This window comes from Micromonospora sp. NPDC049529 (assembly GCF_055586685.1).
This window is the reverse complement of the sequence record NZ_JBVJHT010000011.1, coordinates 68,052-93,141: the sequence shown is the minus strand read 5'-3', so window position 1 is coordinate 93,141 and position 25,090 is coordinate 68,052. Positions and strand designations below refer to the sequence as shown.

Sequence of the window (25,090 nt, the reverse complement as noted above, 5' to 3'; positions counted from 1 at the left end):
GCTCTTACGGTAGGTGAGTGCATGGGCGACGGCTGAGCGTGCAAGCCGTCGTCCAAGATTTTTCCGGGGATTTCGGAACCGACTACCGGCGCCAACGCACCAGGCAGGCGAGGATCACTGCGGCCACCGCAGCGACCAGCGTGACCAGTACCGACTGAGATACGGCATACGCGCTCGGCACGCCGACAAGCGCCAGGTTGGCGACTGTCACGAGCTTCGCGGTGTCGTCGCGGCTGCTCGGCTTCTCTGAGCGTGAGTCCGCGTTGATGGCCTTGACCTTCGGCTCCATGGCTTTGGTCGTCTCGTCAGGCACCGGGCACTCCTTCGTCACGCCGTACGTGGCCCGTCCGGCTCTGACTGGTAAGTGCTGGCGATGGCGCCGGCCGTGCAGTCGATGTGGCGATGCCGCGGAATCAGAAGGTGTCCGCGTCAGGAAGCTGGGCGAGCACTTGCGGCGGCGCCGGCTCGACGGGTAGCGGCCGGGGCTCGCTGTGTTTGTCGGGTCCGCACCGGTTGAATGGCCCGTACTCAGCAGCTACGTAAGAGCCCGTAGCACTGGGTCTCGCCCGATACGTATGGGCTCATCAGAGCGGGCCGGACGGTTCGCGCCGAGAGCTGAGGGTGGGGCGAAAGCGGTTGGGTAGCTCGCTGGGCTCATAACCCAGAGGTCGCAGGTTCAAATCCTGTCCCCGCTACAAGTGAAAGTGCAGGTCAGAGCCCCGCCTCCAGATTATGGGGGCGGGGTTTTTGATCTCCTTCCGGGCACCGTCCGGGCAGACGAAACACCACGAGGCGACACGGGATAGCGGTCCATCGATCTTCGCTGTGTCGGTCATCGGTTGGACGTCGGACTTTCTCTATGTCAGGCGAAGTTGGTGTTTCGTTCAGGGGCATCCTCGAACTCAAGTCCATCGATCACATGTCGACGGCAGTCCGAGCCTGCCGGCCAATGCCGTGGCCGGCTGCCTTGCGGTCGAACAGGCTCCCTCGTCGTTCGGGTCGGTATACCGCCGCGTGGGCTGTCAAATCCGGGGATGAAGGATCAGGAGTTGAACGAGCGACTGCCCCAGTTGCCCGCCTCTTGCGGGCCGCGGGTGCTCGCTGCATGGCGCGCGCCGCAGCCGCCACTGTTCTCCAGCTGCAAAGAGTTCCTGCGCCTGCCGTCCGTCCACGGGCGCGGAGAAGGTCATTTCTCGCCGTGCCCCGGGGGCGTGGGTGAACGGGTAGGTGGTGTGGCCGCGATGGCATCCAAAGCCGCCCGCAGGTAGGGGGCGGCGATATCTGCGTCTACGTTGACCAGGGCGCTGTTGCCGAGCACGTTACGCATGAACTGGACGCCCGTGCAGATCGCGACCAGCAGCGCGGCGCGGACGACCGCGTCCGGGCCAGCCAGTTCCTCGGCCAGCGCGCGCTGGAAGTTGCGTTCCAGACTCTCACCCATGATCTGCGCGGCGCGCGGGTTGGCGGCCGATCGCAGCGTCAGCAGCATCCCGTCGGCTCGATCCTGGGTCGGGGCGGTGACCAGTTCACGGGCCACCTCGGCGTTCATCCCCGGGGTCATCAGCAGGTGGTCGCCGTAAATGTCCTCCGCCACCTGGGCGAAGAGCTGCTCCTTGGAACCGAAGTAGCGGCCGATGAGCCGAGGGTCGACGCCGGCCCGCCCGGCGATGTCCCGCATGCCCGCCGCGTCGTACCCGGCGTCGGTGAACACCTGCCGGGCGGCCGTCAGGATCGCCTCCTTGGTGGAGGCGGAGTCGCGCTTGCGCGCTGGCGAGTCGTCGATCACACCATCCAGAATAGGCGGCACTCTTGCGTGTCCACGGCTGTGGACATAAGTTGTCCACAGCCGTGGACAAACGGAAGGACGATCATATGACCATCCCAACCCGCAAGATCGGCCCTGAGGGTCTCACCGTCGGCGCCGTGGGCTTCGGTGCCATGAGCTTCGGCGACTTCTACGGCCAGAGTGGCTACGACAAGGATGCCGCCGTCCGCGCCATCCTTGACCGGGCCGCCGGTCTCGGCGTCACCCTCATCGACACGGCCGACGTGTACGGGCCAAGTGAGGAAATCCTGGGCCGTGCGCTGGTAGGCCGCCGGGACGACTTCGTGGTGGCCACCAAGTTCGGCATCGTCGTACCCGCCGGCCCCGACCACCCAGGCGGCATCAACGGCACCCGGCAGTATCTGCGTGGGCAGGTCGAGCAATCTCTACGCCGACTCGGCACCGACCACATCGACCTCTACTACGCCCACCGCATCGACCCGGACACCCCGATCGAGGACACCGTCGAGGCGATGGCCGAGCTCGTCGCCGAAGGTAAGGTCCGCCACCTCGGCCTGTCCGAGGCCGGGGTCGATACGCTACGCCGGGCCGTCGCCGTCCACCCGATCACCGCGCTGCAAACCGAGTGGTCGCTGTGGCAGCGCGGCATCGAGGACGAGGTGCTGCCGGTCGCGCGCGAGCTGGGCATCGCGGTGGTGCCGTATGCGCCGCTCGGGCGGGGCGCGCTCACCGCGACCATGACGAGCCGCGCCGATCTGGCGGAGGGGGACTCTCGGCGGGACATTCCGTGGTTCTCCGAGGAGAACTTCAAGGCCAACCAGGCTGCACTCGCCGCGGTGCGGGAAATCGCCACCGAGGTCGGGGCGGAGCCGGCCCAGGTCGCCCTGGCCTGGCTGCTGCACCAAGGCCCGGACGTGGTACCGATCCCGGGCACCCGCAAGGTCAACTATCTGGAGCAGAACGCCGCAGCGGCCGATGTGGCGCTGACTACCGAACAACTGGGCCGCCTCGATGCGATCCACGTCGACGGCGAGCGGGAGAGCCCCGACAAGGCATCCATCCCGAACTGGTTCGACGGTGTCACCCCGCTCCGCCGCGGATGACTGGTCGGCCGCGCAGGGGCCGCGCTACGTCCCGCGCAGCCATTGTGCGCGTGTTGAAACACCCTATCGAGTCTGCGTCAACCGGCGGCTAATCAGCTGAGGGGTGCGTCGAAGGGCAGCTGGCCACCTCGCGACGAACGAGCGGGATGGTCAGCTGCGTTCGCGGCAGACGGCCAGCATGGTGTCGTCGCTACGGGTGAACTCGCAGCTGATCTGCTGACGGGCTGCCAGCGACGAACCAGCTGCGTTGGCTTCGGGGAGCGCCGGACGAGGTGTACGCGCCGAAGTGTCGGCGGCCGATGAATACTCCCCGTAGGCGGTCATTTATCGCCCCGCCGGTGGCCAGGGATCTTCCCGTGGGTGGCCAGATACCTCCCCGCTGACGAGGTCAGAGTGCCGGTGGGCGAGGGTCGACCGGTGAAAAGCGGCAGGGAGATCGTGGAAATTTTGGAGGCGTTCGACCTCACGGGTAGTTACCGTGCGGCGGCAGAGTTGGCCGGGTGTGACCACCACACGGTTGCCCGGTATGTGAAGTTACGGGAGTTCGGGTATAGCCCGCAGACCCGGGCGCACCGGGCCCGCCAGATCGACGAGTTTCTAGCGAAGATCGAAGAACTGGTGGTTCGGTCGGGGTGGGCGGGTCCGCGCGGATGTGGTGCATCCGCGGATCACCGCGATGGGCTTCGCCGGTGGCGAGTGGACTGTGTTCTCGATCGACCAGTGACCGCGGATCTAGGCGGCGAGTTGCGCCGATTTGGCTTGGTGAACGAGCAGGTCGGTGATCGCGTAGACCGTCTCGGTCCTGAAGCGTTTCGGCTGATCGAGTCGGCGTCGGCGGCGTCGGATCTGGATGGCTTGGGCGGCGTTCGGGAAGGCGATCCCGGTGGAGACGGACAGGATTTTCAGGGTGCGGATCTCCCGGCGGCCGTGGCCGCGCGGCAGGTGCTGCGGTCTGCGTCGGCGACTGCCCGCCAGGGTAGGGCAGCCAGCTGGGCGCGCAAGCTGGGCTGGTTGCCCTTCACGGTGAGAATCCAGCGGGCGCCGCGTTCGACGAGGTAGGCGACGTGCTCACGTTGACAGTGCAGCGCGTCGGCGGTCACCACGACCTCGCCGAGGTCGCCGAGCTGGTCGAGCAGGGGTGCGAAGCGGGTGATCTCGTTGGTCTTGCCATCGACGTCGGTGTTGGCCAGCACGACACCAGTGGCCTGGTCGGCGGCGGCGAGGACGTGCCGGGTGACAGTGTCGCCGGTCCGGGAGCCGCGTAGCGTCTTGCCGTCCACGGTGATCGCCCGGCGTGTTCCCGCTGGCGGCGCGGGCAGCTGCCCGGCGAGCCAGGCGCCGATCACCATGGCCAGCCGGTCGGCGTCCAGGGCCTGCAACAGCCTGCGGATCATGGCCTCTGACGGCCGCCGGTCCGCGTCGATGCCGAGGGCAGCCGCTGTATCAGCAGGTAGGTCTGCGACCCACTCACCGATCGCCGCGTACGAGCGGTAACCGGGCAACGGCCTCGCACACCGCCGCCGCGACCACGGTTACCAGAGCATGTCGGACTCCACGTCGGGCACGCGGATCAGGCAGGGAACCCAACGCGGCGAGCAGGCCGGCAGCCGACTCCACGGCAGATGACCCGGGTGGCGCAGTCGACAACGATGAGATCAGCGATGATGACAACGCGGGCATAGCTCACTACAGATAGATCAACAGGCCCTCGAGAACCTTGATGATCTTCTGGAACAGTGTAGATGCCGAAATTAGATTCCGGTTGCTGACCTGCGGTTTCGAGGATTCGTTCAGGCGGCTCGGTGGTACTCGTTGATGGTTCCTTTCAGTCGCCTCCGCAAGACCCTGCTGACCTTGACGCCCACGGCGGGCGAGCAACCGCAACGCGATCAGGTGTCGGGGACGCAGTCCGCCGGGCCCATGTCGTTGAGGTAGGCCCGTTGCCGACGCGGGTGAGATGCTCCAGCGGCGGCAGGACACCCTGACGCACGGAGACGGCACCCTCAGGCGTTCGATCGGCCATCCGCCAAGAGCAGCGGGACCACCGCATGTGGAACCGGGCGCGCGACTGTCACCGGGGCGGTGCGATCCGCGCCTCCGCTCGGCGCTTGAGTGCGCCGTTGAGAGCCTCGAAGCCCGAGCGGCTCTTGAGGACGAGGTGGAAGACGGTTGCGGTGAGTAACCCGGAGACCCGCTCGCCCTGCACGAGTCGGCTGCGTCGCTCGCTGATCGCTTCGACCCGGAAGTAGTGCACGGCGTGGATTAGGCCCGGGATGGGGAGCTTCGCCTCCCAGCTCAACTCCGGGAACGTAACGCCAGCCAGGCGTGCCTTGAGAGGACGCTGCCCCATCTGCTCGGTGTAGGTCTCCGCCACCACCGGCCCACCCACCACTAGGGGAGCCTCGATGGACCTGATGTAGCCGTTCCACCCCTCTCGCCCGTAACTCGGGAAATCGGTGAGCACGTCCCAGACATCCCGGGCCGGCGCCTCGATCTCCACCCGCGTCTCCACAACCTTCATGTCGGACCCTTCTTCCATCAGAAACGAGAGCATTACCCTCGTTTCAACCTAGCGGAAACGATAGTGATACCATCGTTTCCATTGGGGTGACGATGGCAACAGCTCGCAAGGACCAAGTACGCAACAGGGCACGGATCGTCGACGCCGCTCTCGCCGCGTTCGTCGAGCGCGGCCCGGACGTCAGCCTCGAAGACGTCGCGCAGCTCGCCGGGGTCGGCCAGGCCACGCTGTACCGGCACTTCGGCGCCCGCGACGATCTGGTCGAGGCGGTGCTGGATCAGATGGCCGCCCCCATCACGGCGAAGTGCGCGCCATTGGCGACGATCGGTTCGCCCCGCGATGCCTTTCGCCGCACCATCCGCAGCCTCTGCGATCCGGAGGACTCCGCGATGGGCACCTTCGCGCGGCTCGCCGCGACCAGTCTCCGGGCGGAGCGGTGCGCACGAGCGATCGTCGCCGGCATCGTGGGTCCCGTGACCATCCGGCTCGCCGACGCCGGGGGCCTGCGTCCCGGCGTTGATGTCGATGCGGTCGTCACATTCGTCCACATGGTCGAGGTTGTTCCGGCCTCTCCCGACCAGCGGAAACTCGCCCTCGAGGTAATCCTGGACGGCCTGATCCGGTAACCGCGCGCCGGCCGGGGACGGCTGAACACAGCGGACGCGCACTTGAGCCCGATGCCTTCATGCCGCCACTCCGGCCCCCGGCCTCCCGACTGTCGGCGCTCGTCGGAAATGGTGACGCCGGCGCGCTCAGCGCAGTAGTCCAACAAGGCATCCTGCAGTTTCGACGCGTGCACCTCGTCCGGCGCGCCCCGAGCCCGCCGATGTTAAAAATGCCGTCCGGTAACCAGATCAGCAGGTTCGTCGCTGGTGGCTAGCCATGCCTGATTCACCGGCGCAAGGTTGATGTCGTCGGGCACGCCGCGACCGCCCATCTTCGCCGGCACCCAGCCCGGCTCGACCGAGTTCTCCAGGACGTGCGGCCACTGCCGCGCGACCCCGGCAGAGAGCATCGCATCGAAAAGCTTGCTGTCGCTCTACGCCTGCATGCCGCTCCAACTGCGCCGCGTCCACCGCGGGTCCGACAGATCCGCGTCTCCGCTTCTTGTCATCCCCGCGCTGACATAGAGGTGACATAGATTAGCCGGTCCGGCCGCCTGATAAGCCCGGTCAAGAGGTACGGGGCCAGCACGTTGACGGCGAACACATGGGACAAGCCGTCCACGGTCTTGACGTACGACTCCCGGTACTCGACGCCGGCGGGGCGCTGGCATCTGCGGCACGCCGATCCTTGCGAGCGTGCAGGGTCACGTCGTGACCCTCAACCACGAGCAGCCGGGCGGCCATCAGGCCGAGACCGTCTCCTATTCGGGTGGGCAGCAGGCCCCTGAGGACTGCCGCCCACCCGGGACCCACCATGCCGCTTCGCGGCCGCCGCCGTGCGTGCGATGAGGCGCCGCTACGTGCAGCGCAGACGCGGCGCGTCAGGGTAGATCCTCATTGCCTGCGCCTATCAGGCGACCGGCGTCAAGCTGCGCACGCCGCGCATCGCGGCGGCCCAGGTCTCGAGCTGGCCGAACATGATGCCGGCGAAATTGCCGTGCGCCTCGGCCGGCTTGAAGATCGAGTAGTTCTCGAAGTCGGTCAGCATCGAGAAGCTGATCTGCTGCTGTACGTGGGCCACCTGCAGCTCACTCAGTACGCCCCGCAGGTGCTCGATCGCCCGCGCGCCGCCGACGACGCCGTAGCTGACGAACGCCGCCGCCTTGTTGTTCCACTCCGCGTACAGGTAGTCGATCGCGTTCTTGAGCACCCCCGACGTGGAGTGGTTGTACTCCGGGGTCACGAAGACGAATGCGTCGTACTCCGCGATCTTGGATGCCCACGCCTTGGTGTGGTCGCCGGCCGGCTCCAGTCCGGCGCGGGGGGACATCGGCTCGTCGAAATGGGGCAGCGGGAAGTCGAGCAGGTCGATGAGCTCGTAGTTGGCGCCGTCGCGACCCTCAGCCTGAGCGAGGACCCAGTCGGCGACGGCCTTACCGTTGCGGCCAGGCCGGGTGCTACCCAGGATCACGGCGATCTTGAGATTTGACATGGTGTCGTTCCTCCACGGATGACATGAACGTTCATGCGTCACCATAGCGCGAATGACATGAACGTTCATGTGATCAGTTACACTCGTGTCATGGCCGGGTTGAACGAGGAAGAGCTGAGCATCTGGCACTCGATCCACGCGGTGCTGCTGCTCCTGCCGACCGCCCTCGACCGCCAGCTACAGCGCGACTCCAATATCAGCTATCTCGAGTACTATGTCCTCGCCGGCCTTTCCGAGATGCCTGGGCGCACCGGACGCCTCAGTGACCTGGCGGTGCTCACCAATGCCGAGCTGTCCCGCATCTCCCACCTCATCGCCCGGCTGGAAAAACGCGGCCTCGTCCGCCGCCACCCCGACCCGGACGACGGCCGCTACACCAACGCCATCCTCACCGGCCAAGGCTGGGAACTGGTGCGGGCCGCCGCACCCGGCCACGCCGAGACCGTACGCCGCTTGATCTTCGGTGGCCTCGACGAGCCTGCCCGCCGCGCCCTGCGGCTGAGCATGGATCGCATCGTCAATGCCCTCGCCCACTCCGGTACGGACCTGCCCTGGCCCAAGTCTCCACAGGCCGGCAAGTAGCCGATCGCTGACTCGGTAGTTTCCGCCAATCACGACTTCACGGCACCGAACAGTCGACAAAGGTGATGTGGCCCAACGTGGAGCCCCGCGACGTGGTCTCGGCCGGCCTAGACCACCTGACTCACGCTGACCACGGCCTTCACTCCGGCGCGGCGGGCCCCGTCGGTCGGCACAACGGTATCCACGCCGTGCGGTGCGCCTCGCACCACGCCGCTCTGGTGACCGGGGTGGTCGCCACATCAGCCGGGGTGGATCTCGTTCTCCACGGACCCTTGGAACCACTCCCACAAGCTGGATCCTGGCGAACCCGACACGAGGCCTCCAGTCGGTAGCTAGAGCGGCCACCCCGTCGATCCCGGGCGGCGACACGGTTCGACAGAAAACTGGCAAACAGGATTCAGGGGGCCTTTACGGTGAATATCGTGAGGTGGCGCCGGCTGGTTCACCTCAGCCGTCAGCTCACGAGACGCGTTCGAGCGCGAGCAGGTGCTCGTGTGGCGTCGACACCGGCGGGAGAAGGTGTGACCAGGGTTCGGCCAGATGATCGAGACGCGTGGCACGTACGTGTCCGGTTGCGGGTCAACGACGTCGAGCATGATCAAGTTGTCGAGCCGCGCGTGACGTTGCTGGACTTTCTCCGCGAGCGGCTCGGGCTCACCGGTACCAAGAAGGGATGCAACCGGGGAGAGTGCGGTAGTTGCACGCTGCTGGTGGACGACCGGCGGGTGAACGCGTGCATGATCCTGGTGGCGTCCCTGTCGGGGCGGCGGGTGACCACGATCGAAGGACTCGCCGACGGCGACGCGCTGCACCCGGTACAGCGGGCTTTCATCGAGCACGACGCGTTCCAGTGCGGATTCTGCACACCGGGCCAGATCATGTCGGCCGTCGGGTGCATCCGGGAGGGACACGTCCGCGACGAGGCGGAAATTCGCGAGTGGATGAGCGGCAACATCTGTCGCTGCTCGGCGTACCCGCAGATCACGGCAGCGGTACGGGCCGCGGCCCAGGTGTGACGTGCGTCCGTTCCAGTACCAGCGGGCGTGGACCGTCGACGAGGCGACGACGAGTGTGGCCGAGGCCGAGGCCGAGGCCGTGCTCCTGGCCGGCGGCACCGAACTGCTCAACTGGCTGCGCCTGGGCATTCAGCGCCCGTCGCTCGTCGTCGACATCGGCGGGCTCACCGGTCTGGCGGAAATCGAGTCATGTGGCAACGGGGTGCGGATCGGCGCGCTCGCCCGACTGAACGACGTCGCCGCGCACGATCTGGTGCGTACCCAGATCCCGGTGCTGGCCGAATCGATCCACCAAGCCGCCTCGGCCCAGCTTCGCAACCTGGCCACCATCGGCGGGAACCCGCTCCAATACACCCGTTGCCCGTATTTCCGGGCGGAGGCACCGACGCCCTGCAACAAACGACAACCGGGCTCCGGCTGCGCGGCCCGGCACGGCCTGAACGACCTGCACGCGATCTTCGGCTGGACGGACGACTGCGTCGCGGTGCAGCCCTCGGACCCGGCGACAGCGCTCGCCGCGCTGGACGCCGTACTGATCACCGAGGCACCGAGCGGCGCCCGGCGGATACCCATCCGGGAACTGCACGTCCTGCCCGCCGACGACCCAACGGCGCACCACCTGCTGCGGCCGGACGAGATGGTGACCCACATCGAGGTGCCCGGCCCCGCGCCCCGGTCGGCGTACGTCAAGGTACGCGGACGCTCCAGCTACGAGTACGCGATCGTGGCCGCCGCGGTCGCCGTCAAACTCTCCGCCGACGACAAGACGATCACCGCAGCCCGGATCGCGCTCGGCTCGGTGGCGATGCGGCCGTGGCGGCTGGACAGGACCGAGGAGTTGCTGGTCGGTACCTCGGTGGGCTCGCCGGAGGCGGAGGCGGCCGTCGCGGCCGGATTCACCGACGCCCGGCCGCTGGCGCACAACGCCCACAAGGTTCCGTTGGCCCGCAACGCTGTGCTGCGAGCCCTCGCCACGGCGGCGTCGATGCCGGACCCGAGGACCACACGATGACCCACATAGGTGCCGGACTGCCCCGCCTCGACGGGCCCGCGAAGGTCACCGGCGCCGCCCGCTACGCCGCTGACCACCACCTCGACGGCGAGTTGCACGCCGTCTTGGTCGGTGCGCCGGTGCCGGCCGGGCGGATCATTCGGATCGGCCCGGAGGCCGCCCGGAACGTGCCGGGAGTCGTCGCCGTCCTCATCCCCGGTGACCTACCCCCACCGGCCGACGCCTTGGCCCAGGCCCCGATTCCGCCGCTGGCCACCCGGCATCTCGCTCTGCAGGACGATCGGATCCTCTACCAGGGGCAGCCGGCGGCCATGGTGCTGGCCGAGACGTTGGAGGCGGCCGAGGAGGCCGCGACTCAGATCGAGATCGACGTCCGGTCGGGGCCCTTCGTGAACCCGGAGACCGCGCCAATAGTCTCCCCGGCACCGCACGTGCTCAACGTGGGATACGCCGAACTCGCGCCGGTGCAGATCGAACTCGGCGACATCGAGGCCGCCGAGCGCGCGGCGACGACGACGGTCGAGGCCCGATACGTCCAGCCGGCGCGGCACGGCAACCCGATGGAACCCTCGGCAGTTCTGGCAACCTGGTCGGGCGACGAACTGACCGTGTACGACTCGGTGCAACACATCTTCGGAGTCCAGTCCAGCCTGGCCGCCGCGTTCGGAATCGAACCCTCCCAGGTACGCGTGGTCTCACCGTTCACCGGCGGCGGTTTCGGGACGAAAGCGTACGTCTGGCCGCATGAGATCCTCGCCGCCATGGCCGCACGGCTGCTCGACCGCCCGGTCCGGCTCGTGCTCACCCGGGCCCAGATGTACTCGATGGTCGGCTACCAGCCGCTGATGCGCCACCATGTCGTCCTCAACGCCGATGAAAGCGGTGCGCTCACCGGCGTCCGCCACGATGTCGTGAACACCACCGCGCTCACCGAGGACTACGTCGAGTTCGGTACCGTCACGGCAGGCGCTCTCTACGCCACGCCCGCGATCAGGACCAGCCAGCAGGTCCAACGGGGCAACGTCAACCTGCCGACATTCCTGCGCTCCCCAATCGACGGCCCCGGCACGTTCGCCCTCGGCGTCGCCATGGACGAACTGGCCCGCGCGACCGGCACCGACCCACTCGACCTCAGACTGATCAACCACGCCGATCGGGAGCCCGGCAGCGGGAAACCCTGGTCGTCCAAAAAGCTCGCCCAGGCGTACGGGGAGGCCGCACGCCGTTTCGGCTGGCGTACCCGACCGGCGGGCGGCACCCGCGACGGGCACTGGCTGGTCGGCTGCGGCCTGGCCGACGCCAGCCAGGGCCAGTACCGGTTCCCGGCCCGAGCCCGGCTCCGCATGACCCGGGAGGGGCGACTGACCCTGGAGGGCGGCTTCGCCGACCTGGGGCAGGGACCGCACACCATCTTCCCGCAAATCGCCGCGAGCGTGCTGGGCGTCGCGCCGGAAACGATCCGGCTCCGCAGTGGCGACAGTTGTCAGCCGCTGGCCGGGCCGAGTTACGGCTCCGCCACGACCATCGGCGTCGGCGCGGCCGTACTCGACGCGGCCACCCGGCTACGCGACCGCCTGGCCGAGCTGGCCGGGTGGCCGCCCGACCGTGTGCGCTGCGTCGATGGTGAACTCCAGCACGTCGCCGACCGGGTACCGGTGGTCGACCTCCTCGCGAGGCATGGCACGGACCTGGTGGTCGAGGGCGAGTTCAGCCTGCCCGGCGATGCCGTCGTAGACACCGGACCGCCCGACATCGCGGTCCGGACCTTCGGGGTGGTCCTAGTCGAGGTCGGCGTCGACCCTGGCCTCGGTCTGGTACGGCTGCGGCGCGCCACCGGCGTCTACGGGGCAGGGCGGATAATCAACCTCCGGACGGCGCGCGCCCAGATGATCGGCGGCATCGTGTGGGGCTGGGGCAAGGCCACCATGGAGGCGAGCCACTACGAGCCCACACTCGGTCGCTGGCACTCGCAGAACCTCTCCGGAGTCGCCCTGCCCGTCAACGCCGACATCCCCCCGCACATCGACGTCGCCTTCATCGAGGAACACGATGAACATGCCGGGCCGCTCGGCGCCAAGGGAATCGGTGAACTCAGCGCGACCGGCGTGGCCGCCGCCGTCATCAACGCCGTCTACGACGCGATCGGCGTACGCATCCGCGAACTGCCCATCACCCCTGACAAGATCGTTCGCGAGCGGCCGACTTGATGGCCTCGGTGCCCGGCGCTGAAGTCGTCAGCCGGCTGCCATTTCGCACCACGGCGGGGGAGCGGGCGGACCACTACTGGTCGGCTGCTGGACGGCCGCACGCCTTCACCGACGCCGCCGACCGCCTCGCACACGCCCGGTCCCGTCAGAGAGAACTGGAAACCAGGCTGGACTCGCCGCCGCAGACCCTTCTGTTCATGCTGTACCACCAGATCTACCGCGACGCCCTGCAGGACTTTCTCGCACTGCTGCCCGAGGTTTGGCGGCACTGGGACCCGAAGACCGTAAGGGCCCGCGGCAAGGACGCGTTTCTGCAATTCCGCATGGACTTCCTCATCCACGCGCCGGCCGGCGTGAGGATCGTCCTGGAGGTCGAGGGCCAGACGCACTACGCGAGCGAGCGCGAGGTAGCGCCGAAGCAGTGCCGGTGGTTCCCGATGGTGACCGCTATGCGCACACCATGTCCCAAACCCGTGACCTCACCCTCGCCGGGTACGAGGTGTACCGGTTCGGCGCGAACGATCTACGGGGAGAGAACAAGGGTGAGGTTCGGGCGATGCGTACTACCTTCTTCGACGACCTTTTCCGCAGCCATCGCATCACATCGCCGGGCCGCCCGACCTGATGGGCCCGGCCATACAGAGGCTCGGCACGATAGCCCTCCGGCTGCTGGCATCTATCGAGTCGCCGGTCGCGTCCATCATCGATGCCGTTCCCGCGAATCGCCAACTTTCGATCGATCAGGTCGAGATGATGATGGACTATCTTGGTGATCTTCGATATTGATAGACATGTCCCAAGGTCATCCTCCGGGCAAATTCCGGGCAGACGTCCCACCACGAGGCAGCGTCAGGCATCATGAGGGATCATCGAACAACAGGCTTGACCTGCGAAAATCGACCGGAAGCAATCGGGTTTCGGCTCCTTCGCCGGGCTCATAACCCAGAGGTCGCAGGTTCAAATCCTGTCCCCGCTACAAATGAAACACCAGGTCGGAGCCCGCTTTCTGCAAGTCGAGGAAGCGGGCTCTTGCTTGTTCGGTGGGCAATGAGTGGGCAAACGACGCGTCACGACGTGGCATCTCGCGTCAGCAGGCGATCGCGGCCCTGCCCGGCCTAGCGCTAGGCACCGTCTCGGGACACGTCCTCCTCTCGTAGACAGGGTCGCTCCGGCGTGGGCACGGGCGGCCACCACTTCCGGGAACCCTGGGGTGGCACCGGGGCCGCGCTGCCCCCCGACGCGCACCGCCCCGATGCCCTGCAGGCCAGGGCTGGCGCCTGGGCGGCGGGGAAGTCCGCGCGGGCGCTGCCCGTGTCGGTGGGAACCTTGTGGCTTCGTGGCACGACGCGGACCCGGCAGCGCAGAGTGGGGACGGACGTCTGACGACGGCTCACTTCGACCGCAAAACACCGGAAGGGAGTGATCGACCTGCTGATCGAGACGGCCGCCGAGGGCCGCCCCGAGCAACGTGAGGTCACCGTCGCTCAGTACCACCGCTCGATCGACGGGATCCCGGCGTCCCTGGGTGCGCGTGATCGGTCGTGTAACGGCAAGCCGGGCAGGTGAGGGCGGCCACGCCCGAGCCGGTGTCCGCGGGAGCGACGGCGAATGCGCCCGGCGAACCGTGGCAATCCGCATCTTGATTTTGTCCTAGAGGTCTAGTTTGAGGACCTCCGAGGTTGATCTGCTCACGCAGATCATCACCAGGTCGCCTTCCGCACGTTGGGCGAGGCTCAGGATGTCGTCCCGGTGGTCGGGTTGGCCCTCGACGACCCGGACTTCGCAGGTGCCGCAATAGCCTTCTTCGCACGAGTACGGCACGTCGGGTAGCACGTCGCGGATGACCTCGAGCATGCTGCGGTCCGGTGGGACGGGCAGCCGGATGCCGCTGCGGCAGAGTTCGACCTCGAAGCTGCCGGACGCCGGTGGCGGCGCCGACAGGCCGGGGTTGCCGGCCGCGCCGAAGCGTTCGATGCGCACCGGGCGCCCGACGGCGTCGCCCGCGGACTGCGCGGCGCGCAGCATCCCTTCCGGGCCGCAGGCGTAGATGCCGGCGCCCTCCGGCGCGTCGGCGATGATCGCGGCGAGGTCGAGGAGGCCGACCTCGTCCTGTGGGGCGACCGTCAAGCGGCCACCGCTCGCGGCCGCGAGGTGGTCGAGTTCGTCGACGAACGCCATGCTCCCGCGGTTGCGGCCGCCGTAGTGCAGCCGCCACGGGACGCCGGCGCGGACTGCGGCCCGTACCATCGCCATGATCGGGGTGACGCCGATGCCGCCGGCGAGGAAGACGTATTCGGGGGCCGGGTCGAGGGCGAAGTGGTTGCGCGGGCCGCGTACGTCGAGGGTGCGGCCGACCAGCGCGGAGTCGTGGATCTCGACGGAGCCGCCGCGCCCGGCGCGTTCGCGCAGGACGGCCACCCGGTAGGAGGTGCGATCGGTGTGGTCGCCGCAGAGTGAGTATTGCCGGATGAGTCCGCTCGGCAGCACCACGTCGAGGTGCGCGCCGGGTTCCCAGAGGGGCAGGTCGGTGCCGTTGGCGGCGCGCAGCCGCACCGAGACGACACCGTCGGCCTCCCAGGTCACCTGGTCGACCAGGAGGCGCATGGCGGTGGGGCCGGCAGGGGTGACCGACTGGCTCGGCGGCGTCGTAGCGGTCATCGCACATGGTGGCGCATCGCGCCGAGGCCGGTGATCGAGGTTTCGAGGACGTCGCCGGGACTGATCGGGCCGACTCCGGGCGGGGCACCGGTGAAGATCACGTCACCGGGGAGCAGGGTCATCATCCGCGAGGCGTAGGAGACGATCCGGGGGATCGAGGTGATCAACGTCGAGGTGTTGACCTCCTGGCGGATCTCGCCGTTGCACGAGAGGCGGATGTCGAGGTCGGCCGGGTCGGCGATCTCGTCGGCCGTGGTCAGCCAGGGCCCGAGAGGGCTGAACGTGTCGTGGCTCTTGCGCCGCGACCGGTCGGCGGGGCTGCGGACGGTGATATCGAGCCCGATCGTGTAGCCGCGGATGTACGCGGCGGCGTCCTCCTCCGCGATGTCGGTGCCGCCCGCGCCGATGACGATGACTAGTTCCGACTCGTGGTGGATCTCGTGGCCGGCGGTGACGATCGCCGGCGGGAGGCGGATGTCGTCGGTGGGGCCGATGATCGACGACGGCGCCTTGAGGAAGACATCGAAGTCCATCATCCAGCTCTCCACCCGACCGAGCGTGCGCTCCTGCACGCCGTGCATCTCCTGGACGTGCGCGGCGTAGTTGCTCGCACAGGCGACGATCTTGGAGGGGTTCAACGCCGGGGCGCGGAGCTTGACGGTCTCCTGGGCGATCGGCTCACCGTCCGTGGCGGCCTTGCGCAGGTCGTCGCTGACCTCGTCGAAGTCCCGGCACAGGCGCCGCCACCAGCCCGCCATCAGCGGGTCGGGGTCGAGGCCCCAGGGCAGGGCCGCAGTGACATCGACGACGCCGGCTTCGGTGACCGCGCCGAGGCGGTAGTCGTCGAAGATCGCGAGACGCATGCTCAGGCTCCCCGTGGGGTGAAGGTGGAGGTGACCGACTGCGGCCCGTAGAGCCGCAGCTCGCGGTGCAGCCCCAGCGCCCGCAGGACCGGGGTGTCCGACAGCGTGAACAGGTCGCCCTGGTCGTTGGCGTGGTGTTCGACGGCGGACCAGGACGGCACCACGAAGATGTCGCCTGCCGACCAGTCGAAGCGGACGCCGTCGACGACGCTGTGGCCGCTGCCGGAGAAGACCACGAAGATCGTGTTTCCGGTACGGCGAACGGGGCTGGTCGACGCCCCGGCCCGAATGCGGTGCATCGCGCAGGCGAGTGTCGGGAGCACGCTGGCGCCGTTGAGCGGGTTGACGAACTCGAGGCTCACCATCGGCTCGTCGCCGGCCGCCGCGAGCGCGGTGAGTCGGGCGTCGGTGTCGGTCCACGGGTAGACCAGCAGCGGCGAGTGGTCGGGGTGGAGGGCATCGCTGACCTCGCCGGTGACGAAGCGTTCCCGGTCGCCGTACTTGTCCAGCGACACGTTGTGCTTCTCGGGCGCGGGCTGGCGCAGCTTCGGGTAGGGCTCGAAGAAGATCGCGTCGAGCGCGTGGACGATCGGCAGGTCGAGGCCGTCGAACCAGAGCATGCCCGACTCCCCGCCCCCGGTGTGCTCGTGCCAGTTCCACGACGGGGTCAGCACGAGGTCGCCGGCCCGCATGTCGCAGGCGTCGCCGTTGACGGTGGTCCACACGCCCTCGCCCTCAAGGACGAAGCGGATCGCGCCGGGGGAGTGGCGGTGCGCCGGGGCGAGTTCGCCGGGGCGCAGGCACTGGACGGCGCCCCAGAGGGTGCCAGCGGCGTACGGGGTACCGCCGAGCCCGGGGTTGCCGAGACTGAGGACCCGACGCTCGCCGCCGCGCTCGACCGGGATCAGCCGCAGCGCCCGGTCGGCCAGCTCCCGCAGCGCCTTGTTGGACCAGAGCCACGGCTTGGCCTTCGGCTCCGGGCTGGGCGTGAGCAGCTCGTCGGTGATCGTCCAGAGCGGGTAGAGATCGGCCCGGCGGAGATCGGCATAGAACTCGTCTAGCTCTTCTTCGCCTGGCTGATCGTCGTCCCTCGTCATGCTCGTGTTCCTCTCGATCACTGTGCTGGGGCCGAAGCCGTCGGCTGGGGGGTCGGGGCGGGTGGGTGGCCGATGCCGAACCGGCTGACGCTCTCCAGCAGCGACGCCCGGCGGCACCAGGCGCGGGCCTGCACGGGGTCGGCGGCGGTGGCGCGCAGTTCGGCGTAGTTGGCCGCGCGCCGCGTGGGGTCGCGTTCCATGAGCCGCTCGGTGTTGCGTTTGGTGTCGGCCTGGACGTAGTCGATGGCGACCCGGCGGCGGATGCGGTCGAACTCGTCCAACTCGGCGTCGAGTTCCGAGACGCACGGCCCTGCGGCGTCGAGTTCCGCGGGCCTGCCGCCCGAACGGAGCCGGGCGATGCGGCGGGTGACGTCGATCGCGTCGTGGATGCCGCTGTTGAGGCCGACACCACCGAGCGGGCTGTTGACGTGCGCGGCGTCGCCGACGAGCACGACCCGGCCCACCCGGAAGGTGGTCGCCACCCGCTGGTGGACGTTGTAGATCTGGAAGTCGTCGATCGGGTATCCCGCCGGGTTGGCCGCGATGCCCTGCAGGTGCGCCTGGATCCGCACCGGGTCGGTGGCTTCCTCGACGCTCTGCTCGGGCGGCACCGGGTAGACAGCGCGCCACGACTCGGGCGTGCGCAGGATGAAGATCCACTCTTCGGGGTCGGCGACGTAGTTGACGTCGGCGATCCCGGGGAGCAGCGCCCGCAGGTCGGCCGAGGTGCTGGCGATGACGAACCGCTGCTCGTAGGTGAACCCCTCGAACGGCACGCCGAGCAGGCCCCGCACGGTGCTGCGGGCGCCGTCGGCGCCGATGACGAACGAGCCGTGGATCTCCTCCCGCCCCCGTTCGGTCTCGATGCCGACGTACACGCCGTCGGCGTCTTGGCGCAGGTCGACGGCGCGGGCGCCGAAGCGCAGCGTCACCCCGCCCCGCCCGGCGAGCCGTTCGGCGAGGATCCGCACGAGCCGCTGTTGGTTGAGCTGGAGCCGAAAGGGGAACGGCGTCTCGTCGGCGAGCAGTCCGTAGTCGAACTCGGCGACGAGGCCGTCGGCCCGGTCGCGGAACTGGTAGCGGGGAACCGGCAGCCCCTCGGCGAGCATCTGGTCCGCGACCCCGAGCTGAGCGAGCAGTTCGAGGGTCGGCGGGTGGAACGTCGAGGCCCGCCAGTCGGTCATCACGCTCGGCGTGGATTCGACCAGGACGACGGGGACTCCGGCGTCGGCGAGGGCGGTGGCCGCGGTCATCCCGACAGGTCCGCCGCCCACGATCACGACCGGCGACGGGAGAGTGACCTGGGATGAGGGCATGGCGCCGAATGTAAGCAGGGATTTCGTTAATGAGAAGAGTTTTGGTAAACAATTCCTTCATGTCGAACGTTAGCGGTGCCAACGACAGAATCCCGAGGGTCCGAGCGCCGTCTCCGGGCCCCGCCGCTGGGCGTGCCCCACCGACGCGGCCATGTCCTCGGTCGACAACGCGTTGGTGCTGCTGCGGCTCGTGGGCCAGCGCAATGCCATCCGGGTCGCCGGCGCCGCCGAGGAGCTGGGCGTGGCCCGTTCGACGGCCCATCGGCTGCTCGCGACGCTCAAGAGCCGGGGGTTCGTGATCCAGGACCGGCCCAACGGCACCTACCGGCCGGGACCCGCGCTCTACGAGATCGCGCTGGCCGCGATCGGATGCACCGACATCCGGCGATCGTGCTGCCGGCGCTCCAGGCGCTCAGCCTCACCTCGCGGGAAACCGCGAGCCTGCTGTTCCTGGAGGGAAACCGGGTGCGGTTCGTCGACTGCGTGGAGAGCCCGCGGTCGATGCGGGTCGGCGGCCGCACCGGGGTCGTGCTCCCGGCGCACTGCACGGCCGGCGGCAAGGCGATCCTCGCCGCGCTGCCCCTCGGAGCTGGAGCGCCGCTACCCCGGGCGGGTGCTGGAGACCCGCACCGCCAACAGCATCGGCGCGTGGGACGAACTGCTGGGGGAGTTTGACGCGGTGCGGGCGGCGGGGCACACGTTCGACATCGGCGAGGGCGAGTCCGTCATCAGCGCGGTCGGGATGGCAGTGCCGGACCTCGCTGGGGTCCCGCTCGCGGCGATCGCGCTGGCGGTGCCGGCCAGCCGGATGGCCACATCGAAGGCGGGCGAGGAGTTCGCGCCGAGGATTTTCGCGGCCCGAAACGAGATCGTCCGGCGGCTCCGCCAAGAGGAGGTGTGACCAGGGCTTGGGAGATCAATGATCAACGATTTAGGTGACCCAAACGTCAACTGAAATGTCAACAATCTCTTGACCAATCGCTGAGTCGCTGCTTAGCGTGGGCACCCGAGCCTCTGGTCGGCATCGGTCAAGGAGACAAGCGATGGTCTATTCGATTCCAGTGACGGGCGTCGGTCCCGGCACTCCAGGCGGCCAGGTTCTCCGGCAGCACTGGCATCCGATCGGCGTGTCCGCGGATCTTGAGCCCGGCAAGGCCCGGCCGCTGCGCGTCCTGGGCGAGGAGTTCACTCTTTACCGTGGACACAGCGGGAAGCCGTTCATCGTCGGCTCACGCTGCGCCCACCGCTACACCTGGCTGCACACCGGCTGGGTCGAGGAAGACAACATCCGGTGCTTCTACCACGGGTGGAAGTACGACGGCTCCGGCCAGTGCATCGAGATGCCGGCCGAGACCGAGGCGTTCGCCAGGAAGATCAGGATTCCGCGCTACCGGGCGGTCGACTACGCCGGCCTGATCTTCGGCTACTTCGGCGACGAGGACGTCCCGCCGCCGATGTGGAAGTTCCCGGCGTTCGAGGACCCGGACAACGTGGTCGTTTCCGCCATCCGCCCGCCGGGCGTGTGGCCGATGAACTACTTCCAGGCGCTCGAGAACGGTGTCGACCCTGTCCACACCGCGTTCGTCCACAGCAAGAGCGAGCCGCACTGGCACGGCGTGCCCGAGGTCGAGGGCATCGAGACCGACGAGGGCATCGAGGTCACCGCGACCCGGGTGGGTCACGACGGGGCCAAGGACGTGCGGGTCACGCACTACTTCTTTCCCAACCTCTTCCGCATCACCATCTACCTCGTCGCCGGTGAGGACCACGAGTTCCCCCACCACATCTGGTTCGTCCCGGTCGACGACGAGAACACCCTCATGATCAGCAACACGGTGATCCCCAAGCACCTGGTGGAGCGGGTGCCGTTCTTCATGAAGGGTGCCGGCCGCGGCTGGACCGAGACCTCCCACCAGGAGTTGATGAACGCCGACCGTGGCCCGGAGAGCGTCACCGAAGAGGACTACACCGCAATGGTCGGCCAGGGCCGCGTCGCTGACCGCACCAACGAGCGACTCGGCCGTTCCGACCGGGTCGTGATCAAACTGCGGCACCTGTGGGCCCGCAGGATCGAGTCGATCGAGCTTCGCGGCGCCGGCGTCCCCGACCTCAGCACGGTCCAGTCCCGTCCCCTGACTGGGCAGCACGAGATCCCCCACAACGAATAGGCGGCTGTTGCGTTCCCGCGGTCCGGCGTGTTGCCGTACCGCTGGACGACCCTGCGCCGCCGCACCCCACCATCACCGAAAAGCAAAGGTCGTTCGATGAGAGCGAAGAACGCACTGAAGATATGTGCCGCGGCGGTGGCGACGGTCCTCATCGCGGCCGGCTGCGGCGGCGGGTCCGACAACGGTTCCGGGTCCGGTGACGCCGCCGGCGTCGACCTGACCAAGCCGCCCACGTCCGCCACCACCGTCAAGGTCGGCGTCCTCGGCCTGGTCGCCGACGCCCCCTTCTTCGTGGCCGACACCCTCGGCTACTTCAAGGAGCAGGGCATCACCGTCGACTTCCAGACCTTCCAGTCCGGCGCCGACATGATCCCCGCCATCGCGAGCGGCCAGATCGACGTCGGCTGGGGGCAGTACACCGCCGGCCTGTTCAACGCCTTCGGCCGCGGCATCGACCTCAAGCTCGTCGCCAGCGCCGGCAGCGTCGACACCAGCACCACCAGCGGCCTCTACGTGAGCACCAAGTCCGGCCTCGCGCCGGGCGACGTGGCCGGCCTGGCCGGTAAGAAACTGGCCGTCAACGGCCAGGGCCTCGGCGCCCAGGCCTACCTGCACATGCTGCTCAAGAAGAACGGCGTCGACGACAAGTCGGTCAAGGTCGAGATCCTCTCGCTGCCCAACCAGGTCGCGGCGCTGGCCAGCGGCGCCATCGACGGCGCCTTCCTGGTCGACCCGCTCACCGGGGCGGTCGTCGGGCAGGGCACCGCCAAGCGCTTCGCCACCAACTACGCAATGGCCGGCGACACCGAGCACCAGATCGCCGGCGTGCTCTACTCGCCGAAGTTCTCCGGCCAGACCGAGACCGCCACCCGGTTCCTGATGGCCTACCTCAAGGCCTCCGACCTGGTGAACAAGGCCTTCGGCGACAAGGACGCCACCGCGCTGCAGGACGTCGCCAAGGCTCTGATGGCCCACGTGCAGACGGTCAAGAGCGCCGACGCCCTCAAGGGTTACTACGTCACCGGCGGCTCGGCCGACATCGACCCGAAGTCGATCGAGATGTTCCTGACCGCGTTCCAGGAGCTCGGACTCGTCAGCGCACCGAACGTCGACTACCAGAAGTACATCGACACCTCGTTCGGCGAGGCCGCGCAGAAGGCGCTGGGCGCGACCGCCGGCGCGACCACCGGAGGCTGAGAACCTGTGGAAGGCACGATGAGCGGGTACGCGATCGAAGGGACCGGTCTCGGCAAATCCTTCGCGGTCGGCCGGCGTGAGGTCAAGGCGTTCGCCGGCATCGACCTGAAGGTCGGCCACGGCGAGTTCGTCGCGATCCTCGGGGCCTCCGGCGGCGGCAAGACCACGCTGCTGCGGGTGCTCGCCCGGCTGGAGGAGCACACCGAGGGCCAGCTTGTCGTACGGGCCACGAACAGCGGCTCGGGAAGGCCACCTTCGGCGACGGTGTTCCAGGAGCCGTCGGCCTTCCCATGGATGTCGGTGCGCAAGAACATCGCGTACGGCATGTGGGCCGTCGGTGTGGGCAGAGCCGAGCAGCGCAGGGAGGTCGACCGGCTCATGGAGATGGTCGGCCTCACTGCCTTCGCCGACGCCTACCCGCACGAGCTCTCCGGCGGCATGAAGCAGCGGGTCGCCGTGGCCCGGGCGCTGGCCGTCGGGTCGGAGATCCTGTTCATGGACGAGCCGTTCGGTCTGCTCGACGAGCAGACCCGGCTCGCCCTGCAGCAGGACCTCATCCGCATCTGGGAGCAGACCCGCAAGACGATCGTCTTCGTCACCCACTCGATCCAGGAGGCGATCCTCCTCGCCGACCGGGTGCTGGTGCTGAGTTCGCGCCCCGGGCGGATCGTGCTGTCCCGGCAGGTGGCGTTCGAGCGGCCGCGCAACGCCTTCGACCTCGGCCGTGATTCCGCGTTCGCCGAGTTGGCCGCCGAGCTGCACGAGGCGCTCGTCGACGGCGGACACGACAGTGCCAAGCAGGGGAGCCACGCATGACCCGGGCCAAGGCGCCCTCCGCGCAGCCGACCGACCTCCGCGAGGTCGCCTACCCGGCCAAGCCCCTGGACCTCCGCGAGGTCGCCCGCCGCTACCGGCGCACCCAGTACGTCAACCTGTTGATGCCGTTCGTGATCCTCGCGTTCTGGCAGGTGCTCGTGGAGACCGGGGCGTTGGACTCCCGGTTCTTCTCCGCGCCGACGGCCATCGTCAAGACGCTGTGGACGATGGCCGGCGACGGGGCGCTGTGGGAGGCGACCGGCGCGACCGGCCAGCGGGCACTGATCGGGTTCGTCATCGGCGCTCTCGCCGGCGCCCTCATCGGTGTCGCCGCGGCCCGGTCGTGGATCGTGCGGGCCGTGGTCAACCCGATCGTCGCGGCCACCTATCCGGTGCCGAAGATCGCGCTGCTGCCCGTCCTCCTGCTGATCTTCGGCACCGGCGACACCAGCATCTACCTGGTCGTGGCCATCTCGGTCTTCTACGTGGTGCTGATGAACACCGTCGCCGGGGTCAGCAACATTCCGATGATCTTCCAGGACGTCGCCCGGACGCTGGACGTCAAGGGCTATCGCTACCTGCGCACGATCGCGATCCCCGGCGCGCTGCCGGTCATCTTCGCGTCGCTGCGCACCTCCTGGGGCATCGCGCTGGTCATCGACGTCGCCGCCGAGTTCACCAGCTCCGACACCGGCCTCGGCCGGCTGATCCTCAACTCGTGGCAGGTCTTCGACATCGACTCGATGTACGCCGGACTGGTCGTCACCGCCCTGCTCGGCTGGCTCAGCTTCCTCGTCATCGACCTGCTCGAGCGGTGGCTGATCCCGTGGCGGCGCGGGGTGGAGGGATGACCGTCGAGTTCCCGGGCGCCGATGGCCGGTCGGTGCCCGCGGACCTCGTCCTCCCGGTGGGCACCGGAAGGCCCCCCGTCGTCGTTCTCGTCCACGGTGGCGGGTGGCGGCTCGGCTCCCGCACCGACTACGCCCGCTGGGCGGAGGCGCTCGCCGACGCCGGGTTCGCGTCCCTGTCCGTCGACTACACGCTCGCGACCCCGGGCGCGCCGTCGTGGCCGGCGGCGTTCGACGACGTCGCCGGGGCGTTCGCGTTCGTCCGCGCGCACGCCGACACCCTCGGCGTCGACGGCGACCGGATCGGCGTGCTCGCGACCTCGGCCGGCGCGCACCTCAGCGCGACGGCCGTGCTCAGCACCGACACCGGGGTCGCGGCGGCCGTGCTCGTCAACGGGGCCTACGACCTGCGCACCCACCACGCCACCTCGGCGGCGGTCGACGGCCTCATGGGCGCGACGCCCGAGGCGGCGCCCGGCCGGTACGCGGCCGCGTCACCGACGACGCTGGCCGCGACCTCGCCCCGGGCCGCGACCCTGACCTGGACCCTGATCTACGGCGAGCGCGATCCGGTCGTGCCGCCGAGCCAGTCGGAAGGGCTGGCGGCGGCGCTGCGCGTGGTCGGCGCTGACGTGCGCACCGTGCCGGTGCCGGAGGAGACCCACCACTGGAACACCACCACGCCGGTCGACGAGGGCGCCAACCGGTCGATCCGCGACGTGGTGCTGGGCCGGTTGCGCGACGCGCTAGATCCACAGTCGACCTTCGAGATGGAGCGAACCCCGCGATGACGACTTACGTGCTGGTCCACGGGGCCTGGCATGGCGCATGGTGCTGGCGTCCGGTGGCCGAGCGGCTGCGCGCCGTCGGCCACGAGGTGGTGACGCCGACCCTGACCGGCCTCGCCGAACGCGCCCACCTCACCGCGGGCGTGGGCCTCGCCACGCACGTGCAGGACGTCGTGTCGGTCATCGATTTCGACGACCTCGACGACGTCGTGCTCGTGGGGCACAGCTACGCCGGCATGGTGGTCACCGCTGTCGCCGAGCGGATCCCGCACCGGCTGCGTCGCCTCGTCGTCGTCGACGGGTTCCTGCCCGACCGCGACCAGTCCGCGATCGAGTTGCTTCCCCCGCACGCCGCCGCGCACTATCGGGAGTCGGCCGCGCCGAACGCCGAAGCGATCTGGCTGATCCCGCCGCGTCCGCTGGCCAACCTCGGGGTCACCGATCCGGCGATCGTCAGTTCGGTCACCCCGCGCCTGACCCCGCACCCGCTGAAGACCTATGTGGACGGTTCGCCCGGCGACGCCGCGGCGTTGACCGTTGCCGGCGCCTATGTGCTGTGCGCGGGCTGGAACACCCCGTTCGGCATTTTCGCGGAGAAGGCCGAACGGCTCGGCTGGCCGGTCGAGCGGATCCAGGCCGACCACGAGGTGCCGGTGACCGACCCCGATCTCCTCACCACGACCCTGCTGGCGGTCGAGAACACCGGAGTGCCCGCGTGAACGAGTTTCTGGTCCGCCAGTCCAACAAGCTCCCGGCCACGCCGGAGGGGGCGGAGATCCGCAAGCGCCTCCAACCGCTCGAGCGCGAACGCGCGCAGCAGTTGCGCGACGCCGGCATCCTCGTTCGACTGTGGAGGGTGCCCGGCAGCCGGGACTCCATCGGGCTCTACCAGGCCGCTGACGCGACCGCGCTGCACGACGCGCTGTCGTCGCTACCGATGTTCGCCTGGATGGAGATCACCGTCGAGCCGCTCGCGACCCATCCGCAGGAGCAGCGCTGACGCCGACCAGGCCGG

At 68.8% G+C, this 25,090-nt stretch carries 27 protein-coding genes, 1 tRNA gene and 2 pseudogenes; 20 read left to right on the top strand and 10 right to left on the bottom strand.

Annotated features, from left to right (window positions below):
- Positions 1-82: 82 nt before the first annotated feature.
- Complete coding sequence (locus ACZ6QQ_RS20560) at positions 83-313, bottom strand: hypothetical protein (RefSeq protein ID WP_465878083.1); 231 nt, start codon at positions 311-313, stop codon at positions 83-85.
- 307 nt (positions 314-620) lie between these two features.
- On the opposite strand from ACZ6QQ_RS20560, the gene ACZ6QQ_RS20555 reads away from it, so the two are divergent.
- Positions 621-695: transfer RNA gene (locus ACZ6QQ_RS20555), tRNA-Met, on the top strand.
- 491 nt (positions 696-1,186) lie between these two features.
- Here the strand turns inward: ACZ6QQ_RS20555 and ACZ6QQ_RS20550 are convergent.
- A complete protein-coding gene (locus ACZ6QQ_RS20550) occupies positions 1,187-1,786 on the bottom strand; it encodes a TetR/AcrR family transcriptional regulator (RefSeq protein ID WP_465878082.1) in 600 nt (199 codons plus the stop codon).
- Positions 1,787-1,872: 86 nt separating this feature from the next.
- On the opposite strand from ACZ6QQ_RS20550, the gene ACZ6QQ_RS20545 reads away from it, so the two are divergent.
- Both ACZ6QQ_RS20545 and ACZ6QQ_RS20540 read left to right on the top strand, forming a co-directional pair.
- Complete coding sequence (locus ACZ6QQ_RS20545) at positions 1,873-2,889, top strand: aldo/keto reductase (RefSeq protein WP_465878081.1); 1,017 nt, start codon at positions 1,873-1,875, stop codon at positions 2,887-2,889.
- A 417-nt stretch (positions 2,890-3,306) separates the two neighbouring features.
- A pseudogene (locus tag ACZ6QQ_RS20540) lies at positions 3,307-3,656 on the top strand (IS21 family transposase); the annotation flags it as partial.
- A 135-nt stretch (positions 3,657-3,791) separates the two neighbouring features.
- Here the strand turns inward: ACZ6QQ_RS20540 and ACZ6QQ_RS20535 are convergent.
- Both ACZ6QQ_RS20535 and ACZ6QQ_RS20530 read right to left on the bottom strand, forming a co-directional pair.
- On the bottom strand, positions 3,792-4,283 hold the full coding sequence (locus ACZ6QQ_RS20535) for an ISAs1 family transposase (protein ID WP_465878080.1): 492 nt from the start codon (positions 4,281-4,283) through the stop codon (positions 3,792-3,794).
- 677 nt (positions 4,284-4,960) lie between these two features.
- Complete coding sequence (locus tag ACZ6QQ_RS20530; protein ID WP_465878079.1) at positions 4,961-5,410, bottom strand: SRPBCC family protein; 450 nt, start codon at positions 5,408-5,410, stop codon at positions 4,961-4,963.
- A 92-nt stretch (positions 5,411-5,502) separates the two neighbouring features.
- Between ACZ6QQ_RS20530 and ACZ6QQ_RS20525 the strand changes: the two genes are divergently transcribed.
- Positions 5,503-6,036, top strand: a complete 534-nt coding sequence (locus ACZ6QQ_RS20525) for a TetR/AcrR family transcriptional regulator (RefSeq protein WP_465878402.1) — start codon at positions 5,503-5,505, stop codon at positions 6,034-6,036.
- A gap of 203 nt (positions 6,037-6,239) precedes the next feature.
- On the opposite strand, the gene ACZ6QQ_RS20520 is transcribed toward ACZ6QQ_RS20525, so the two are convergent.
- Positions 6,240-6,425: a hypothetical protein gene (locus ACZ6QQ_RS20520; RefSeq protein ID WP_465878078.1), complete on the bottom strand. Its 186-nt coding sequence runs from the start codon at positions 6,423-6,425 to the stop codon at positions 6,240-6,242.
- Positions 6,426-6,925: 500 nt separating this feature from the next.
- Positions 6,926-7,507, bottom strand: a complete 582-nt coding sequence (locus ACZ6QQ_RS20515; RefSeq protein WP_465878077.1) for an NADPH-dependent FMN reductase — start codon at positions 7,505-7,507, stop codon at positions 6,926-6,928.
- A gap of 90 nt (positions 7,508-7,597) precedes the next feature.
- Here ACZ6QQ_RS20515 and ACZ6QQ_RS20510 point away from each other — a divergent pair, with 90 nt between their 5' ends.
- The 6 genes from ACZ6QQ_RS20510 (at position 7,598) to ACZ6QQ_RS20485 (ending at position 13,890) form a co-directional block, all read left to right on the top strand.
- Positions 7,598-8,089 (top strand): MarR family winged helix-turn-helix transcriptional regulator, encoded by a 492-nt coding sequence (locus ACZ6QQ_RS20510; RefSeq protein WP_465878075.1) that lies wholly within the window; start codon positions 7,598-7,600, stop codon positions 8,087-8,089.
- A gap of 521 nt (positions 8,090-8,610) precedes the next feature.
- Positions 8,611-9,105 carry a (2Fe-2S)-binding protein gene (locus ACZ6QQ_RS20505; RefSeq protein WP_465878074.1) on the top strand — a complete coding sequence of 165 codons (495 nt, stop codon included), beginning with the start codon at positions 8,611-8,613 and terminating at the stop codon, positions 9,103-9,105.
- A 1-nt stretch (position 9,106) separates the two neighbouring features.
- On the top strand, positions 9,107-10,117 hold the full coding sequence (locus ACZ6QQ_RS20500; RefSeq protein WP_465878072.1) for an FAD binding domain-containing protein: 1,011 nt from the start codon (positions 9,107-9,109) through the stop codon (positions 10,115-10,117).
- The gene (locus ACZ6QQ_RS20495; protein ID WP_465878071.1) at positions 10,114-12,324 is read left to right on the top strand and encodes a xanthine dehydrogenase family protein molybdopterin-binding subunit; all 2,211 of its coding nucleotides are present in this window, start codon (positions 10,114-10,116) and stop codon (positions 12,322-12,324) included. Before ACZ6QQ_RS20500 ends, ACZ6QQ_RS20495 begins: the two co-directional genes overlap by 4 nt.
- Positions 12,325-12,751: 427 nt before the next feature.
- On the top strand, positions 12,752-12,949 hold the full coding sequence (locus tag ACZ6QQ_RS20490) for a hypothetical protein (RefSeq protein WP_465878070.1): 198 nt from the start codon (positions 12,752-12,754) through the stop codon (positions 12,947-12,949).
- Positions 12,950-13,743: 794 nt separating this feature from the next.
- Entirely contained in the window at positions 13,744-13,890 is a 147-nt protein-coding gene (locus ACZ6QQ_RS20485; RefSeq protein ID WP_465878069.1) for a hypothetical protein, read from the top strand.
- Between the two features lie 84 nt (positions 13,891-13,974).
- On the opposite strand, the gene ACZ6QQ_RS20480 is transcribed toward ACZ6QQ_RS20485, so the two are convergent.
- Genes ACZ6QQ_RS20480 through ACZ6QQ_RS20465 form a run of 4 tightly spaced genes read right to left on the bottom strand, consistent with a single transcriptional unit; the run spans position 13,975 to position 18,258 of the window.
- Entirely contained in the window at positions 13,975-14,982 is a 1,008-nt protein-coding gene (locus ACZ6QQ_RS20480) for a PDR/VanB family oxidoreductase (protein WP_465878068.1), read from the bottom strand.
- Positions 14,979-15,845: a fumarylacetoacetate hydrolase family protein gene (locus tag ACZ6QQ_RS20475; RefSeq protein WP_465878067.1), complete on the bottom strand. Its 867-nt coding sequence runs from the start codon at positions 15,843-15,845 to the stop codon at positions 14,979-14,981. The genes ACZ6QQ_RS20480 and ACZ6QQ_RS20475 overlap by 4 nt, the downstream gene beginning before the upstream one ends.
- A 2-nt stretch (positions 15,846-15,847) precedes the next feature.
- Positions 15,848-16,942, bottom strand: a complete 1,095-nt coding sequence (locus ACZ6QQ_RS20470) for a cupin domain-containing protein (RefSeq protein WP_465878066.1) — start codon at positions 16,940-16,942, stop codon at positions 15,848-15,850.
- A 17-nt stretch (positions 16,943-16,959) separates the two neighbouring features.
- Positions 16,960-18,258, bottom strand: coding sequence for an FAD-dependent oxidoreductase (locus ACZ6QQ_RS20465; RefSeq protein WP_465878065.1), 1,299 nt, complete (start codon positions 18,256-18,258; stop codon positions 16,960-16,962).
- A gap of 151 nt (positions 18,259-18,409) precedes the next feature.
- On the opposite strand from ACZ6QQ_RS20465, the pseudogene ACZ6QQ_RS20460 reads away from it, so the two are divergent.
- The 10 genes and pseudogenes from ACZ6QQ_RS20460 to ACZ6QQ_RS20415 form a co-directional block, all read left to right on the top strand.
- A pseudogene (locus ACZ6QQ_RS20460) lies at positions 18,410-18,553 on the top strand (helix-turn-helix domain-containing protein); the annotation flags it as partial.
- A gap of 74 nt (positions 18,554-18,627) precedes the next feature.
- Positions 18,628-18,933 carry an IclR family transcriptional regulator domain-containing protein gene (locus ACZ6QQ_RS20455; protein WP_465878401.1) on the top strand — a complete coding sequence of 102 codons (306 nt, stop codon included), beginning with the start codon at positions 18,628-18,630 and terminating at the stop codon, positions 18,931-18,933.
- The gene (locus ACZ6QQ_RS20450) at positions 18,848-19,159 is read left to right on the top strand and encodes an IclR family transcriptional regulator domain-containing protein (protein ID WP_465878400.1); all 312 of its coding nucleotides are present in this window, start codon (positions 18,848-18,850) and stop codon (positions 19,157-19,159) included. The genes ACZ6QQ_RS20455 and ACZ6QQ_RS20450 overlap by 86 nt, the downstream gene beginning before the upstream one ends.
- Before the next feature lie 142 nt (positions 19,160-19,301).
- Positions 19,302-20,426 (top strand): Rieske 2Fe-2S domain-containing protein, encoded by a 1,125-nt coding sequence (locus tag ACZ6QQ_RS20445; protein ID WP_465878064.1) that lies wholly within the window; start codon positions 19,302-19,304, stop codon positions 20,424-20,426.
- A gap of 96 nt (positions 20,427-20,522) precedes the next feature.
- Positions 20,523-21,623 carry an ABC transporter substrate-binding protein gene (locus tag ACZ6QQ_RS20440; RefSeq protein ID WP_465878063.1) on the top strand — a complete coding sequence of 367 codons (1,101 nt, stop codon included), beginning with the start codon at positions 20,523-20,525 and terminating at the stop codon, positions 21,621-21,623.
- Positions 21,624-21,641: 18 nt separating this feature from the next.
- Complete coding sequence (locus ACZ6QQ_RS20435) at positions 21,642-22,439, top strand: ABC transporter ATP-binding protein (protein WP_465878062.1); 798 nt, start codon at positions 21,642-21,644, stop codon at positions 22,437-22,439.
- Complete coding sequence (locus ACZ6QQ_RS20430) at positions 22,436-23,290, top strand: ABC transporter permease (protein ID WP_465878061.1); 855 nt, start codon at positions 22,436-22,438, stop codon at positions 23,288-23,290. The genes ACZ6QQ_RS20435 and ACZ6QQ_RS20430 overlap by 4 nt, the downstream gene beginning before the upstream one ends.
- Positions 23,287-24,078, top strand: a complete 792-nt coding sequence (locus tag ACZ6QQ_RS20425) for an alpha/beta hydrolase family protein (protein WP_465878060.1) — start codon at positions 23,287-23,289, stop codon at positions 24,076-24,078. Before ACZ6QQ_RS20430 ends, ACZ6QQ_RS20425 begins: the two co-directional genes overlap by 4 nt.
- Positions 24,075-24,794, top strand: a complete 720-nt coding sequence (locus ACZ6QQ_RS20420; RefSeq protein WP_465878059.1) for an alpha/beta fold hydrolase — start codon at positions 24,075-24,077, stop codon at positions 24,792-24,794. The genes ACZ6QQ_RS20425 and ACZ6QQ_RS20420 overlap by 4 nt, the downstream gene beginning before the upstream one ends.
- The gene (locus ACZ6QQ_RS20415) at positions 24,791-25,075 is read left to right on the top strand and encodes a muconolactone Delta-isomerase family protein (RefSeq protein ID WP_465878058.1); all 285 of its coding nucleotides are present in this window, start codon (positions 24,791-24,793) and stop codon (positions 25,073-25,075) included. Before ACZ6QQ_RS20420 ends, ACZ6QQ_RS20415 begins: the two co-directional genes overlap by 4 nt.
- The last annotated feature ends 15 nt before the right edge of the window (positions 25,076-25,090 follow it).

Excerpts from the sequence above, each read along its gene's own strand:
- ACZ6QQ_RS20545 (WP_465878081.1), top strand. The coding sequence starts at position 1,873 with ATGACCATCCCAACCCGCAAGATCGGCCCTGAGGGTCTCACCGTCGGC.
- ACZ6QQ_RS20535 (WP_465878080.1), bottom strand. The coding sequence starts at position 4,283 with ATGATCCGCAGGCTGTTGCAGGCCCTGGACGCCGACCGGCTGGCCATG.
- ACZ6QQ_RS20530 (WP_465878079.1), bottom strand. The coding sequence starts at position 5,410 with ATGAAGGTTGTGGAGACGCGGGTGGAGATCGAGGCGCCGGCCCGGGAT.
- ACZ6QQ_RS20525 (WP_465878402.1), top strand. The coding sequence starts at position 5,503 with ATGGCAACAGCTCGCAAGGACCAAGTACGCAACAGGGCACGGATCGTC.
- ACZ6QQ_RS20520 (WP_465878078.1), bottom strand. The coding sequence starts at position 6,425 with ATGCTCTCTGCCGGGGTCGCGCGGCAGTGGCCGCACGTCCTGGAGAAC.
- ACZ6QQ_RS20515 (WP_465878077.1), bottom strand. The coding sequence starts at position 7,507 with ATGTCAAATCTCAAGATCGCCGTGATCCTGGGTAGCACCCGGCCTGGC.
- ACZ6QQ_RS20510 (WP_465878075.1), top strand. The coding sequence starts at position 7,598 with ATGGCCGGGTTGAACGAGGAAGAGCTGAGCATCTGGCACTCGATCCAC.
- ACZ6QQ_RS20495 (WP_465878071.1), top strand. The coding sequence starts at position 10,114 with ATGACCCACATAGGTGCCGGACTGCCCCGCCTCGACGGGCCCGCGAAG.
- ACZ6QQ_RS20480 (WP_465878068.1), bottom strand. The coding sequence starts at position 14,982 with ATGACCGCTACGACGCCGCCGAGCCAGTCGGTCACCCCTGCCGGCCCC.
- ACZ6QQ_RS20475 (WP_465878067.1), bottom strand. The coding sequence starts at position 15,845 with ATGCGTCTCGCGATCTTCGACGACTACCGCCTCGGCGCGGTCACCGAA.
- ACZ6QQ_RS20470 (WP_465878066.1), bottom strand. The coding sequence starts at position 16,942 with ATGACGAGGGACGACGATCAGCCAGGCGAAGAAGAGCTAGACGAGTTC.
- ACZ6QQ_RS20465 (WP_465878065.1), bottom strand. The coding sequence starts at position 18,258 with ATGCCCTCATCCCAGGTCACTCTCCCGTCGCCGGTCGTGATCGTGGGC.
- ACZ6QQ_RS20455 (WP_465878401.1), top strand. The coding sequence starts at position 18,628 with ATGCACCGACATCCGGCGATCGTGCTGCCGGCGCTCCAGGCGCTCAGC.
- ACZ6QQ_RS20445 (WP_465878064.1), top strand. The coding sequence starts at position 19,302 with ATGGTCTATTCGATTCCAGTGACGGGCGTCGGTCCCGGCACTCCAGGC.
- ACZ6QQ_RS20440 (WP_465878063.1), top strand. The coding sequence starts at position 20,523 with ATGAGAGCGAAGAACGCACTGAAGATATGTGCCGCGGCGGTGGCGACG.
- ACZ6QQ_RS20435 (WP_465878062.1), top strand. The coding sequence starts at position 21,642 with ATGAGCGGGTACGCGATCGAAGGGACCGGTCTCGGCAAATCCTTCGCG.
- ACZ6QQ_RS20430 (WP_465878061.1), top strand. The coding sequence starts at position 22,436 with ATGACCCGGGCCAAGGCGCCCTCCGCGCAGCCGACCGACCTCCGCGAG.
- ACZ6QQ_RS20425 (WP_465878060.1), top strand. The coding sequence starts at position 23,287 with ATGACCGTCGAGTTCCCGGGCGCCGATGGCCGGTCGGTGCCCGCGGAC.
- ACZ6QQ_RS20420 (WP_465878059.1), top strand. The coding sequence starts at position 24,075 with ATGACGACTTACGTGCTGGTCCACGGGGCCTGGCATGGCGCATGGTGC.